This is a genomic window from Oceanobacter sp. 4_MG-2023, from assembly GCF_030689165.1.
In the GTDB taxonomy this organism is placed as follows: Bacteria; Pseudomonadota; Gammaproteobacteria; order Pseudomonadales; family Oceanobacteraceae; genus Oceanobacter.
Genome location: NZ_JAUYVV010000054.1, coordinates 1 through 2,158 on the forward strand (window position 1 = coordinate 1; position 2,158 = coordinate 2,158).

Below are 2,158 nucleotides of genomic sequence, written 5' to 3' on the forward strand. Positions count from 1 at the left end.
GATCTGGATGATACCGCCCCAGAAGCCAGTATTGTGATATCACCCGCGACAGTACAGCTGGAAGCACTGGGTAATACTAGTAATGGTGACTATGCCCCTCAAATCACCGCCGTGGGCAGCGATGGTGCGTATGTGGTGGCCTGGTATGGTGAGGATAGCGGCAGTGGCTATTCGATCTTTGTGCAGGCGTTTAATGCCGATGGCTCCTTGAACGGCACCACGGTACAACTGGAAGCACCGGGTAATGTCAACCATAGCTCCCAGATCACTGAGGTAGGCAACGCTGGCGCCTATGTGGTGACCTGGAGCGGGACCGATAGCGGCGGTGATCTGTCGATCTTTGTGCAGGCGTTTAAAGCCGATGGTTCCTTCAATGGCACCAGGGTACAGCTGGAAGCACTGAATAATACCACTGGTCATGACTATGAACCACAAATCACCGCCGTGGGCAGCGCTGGCGCCTATGTGGTGACCTGGTACGGGTACGAGGGCGCTGGCTATTCAGGTGATCAGTCGATCTTTGTGCAGGCGTTTAACGCCGATGGCTCCATTAACGGCACTGCGGTACAACTGGAAGCGTTGGATACTACCACGGGGGATGGCTATGATCCGCAAATCACCGCGGTGGGCACTGATGGCGACTATGTGGTGACCTGGTACGGTGATGATAGCGACGGTGATTGGTCTATCTTTGTGCAGGCGTTTAATGCCAATGGTTCCTTCAACGGTGACACAGTACAGTTGGAAGCACTGGATAATATCACCGGTGCTGATCGGTCCCCTCAAATCACCGCCGTGGGCACTGATGGCGCCTATGTGGTGACCTGGTACGGAAGGGATAGCGACGGTGATTGGTCGATCTTTGTGCAGGCCTTTGATGATGACGGCTTCTTAAACGGTGCCACGGTACAGTTGGAAGCACTGGATAATATCACCGGTGCTGATCAGTACCCTCAAATCACCGCCGTGGGCACTGATGGCGACTATGTGGTGACCTGGTACGGAAGGGATAGCAACGGTGATTATTCGATCTTTGTGCAGGCCTTCAACGCCGAAGGTTCCGTCAACGGTGACACAGTACAGCTGGAAGCACTGGGTAATACCATCGGTGCTGATCAGTACCCTCAAATCACCGCCGTGGGCACTGATGGCGCCTATGTGGTGACCTGGTACGGAAGGGATAGCGAGGGTGATTGGTCTATCTTTGTGCAAGCGTTTGATGCTGACGGCTCCTTAAACGGTGCCACGGTACAGTTGGAAGCGCCGGGTAATACGACAGGTTCCGAAGAGAAGCCCCAAATCACTGCGGTGGGCAGCGATGGTGCCTATGTGGTGACCTGGAACGGGACTGATAGTGACGGTGACACTTCGATCTTTGTGCAGGCATTTAATGCCGATGGCACACTGGTGATGGATAGTACCTATGAAACAGGGGAGTTGATCACACTACAAAGCAATGAAGCGGGTACGGTGTATTTGGTGAGCGATGCAGTGGCCGTGACCACTGAGGCTGATATCACCAGCGCCAGCAGTAACCTGTGGGCTACCGCGACATTAGCGGTGGCGGGTACGGTCACTGTGGATACCACGACATTGGCGCTGGGCGGTTATTACGCCTATGCCGTCGACAGCGCCGGCAACCTGAGCCTGGCTTCCAGTGAGTGGATTACGTTAGTGGATGAAACGGCACCCACGTTTACGTCTGGCACGACCGCGACCGCGATTGATGAAAACTCCGGTGAAAGCACGGTTATCTACACGGCCACGACGGATGACGCGACGGCGGTTTATTCCTTGTCTGGCACTGACGCCAGTGACTTCAGCATCGACAGCAGTACGGGCGTTGTTACCTTGCTGAACAACCCCGATTACGAAACCAAGTCCAGTTACTCATTCATCGTTACCGCTACCGATGGCGCCGGTAACCATACCGACCAAGCGGTTACTCTCGATGTGAACGACCTGGACGATACTGCCCCAGAAGCCAGTATTGTGTTATCGCTCGCGACAGTACAGCTGGAAGCACTGGGTAATACCAGCGATAGTGACTATGCCCCTCAAATCACCGCGGTAGGCAGCGCTGGCGCTTATGTGGTGACCTGGTACGGGTACGAGGGTGCTGGCTATTCAGGTGATCGGTCGATCTTTGTGCAGGCGT

1 protein-coding gene is annotated in these 2,158 nt (G+C 54.9%); it reads left to right on the plus strand.

Annotation, left to right across the window (positions count from 1 at the left end):
* The coding region (locus Q8W24_RS16685) for a cadherin repeat domain-containing protein (RefSeq protein WP_305476018.1) at positions 1–2,158 on the plus strand (2,158 nt) is incomplete at both ends.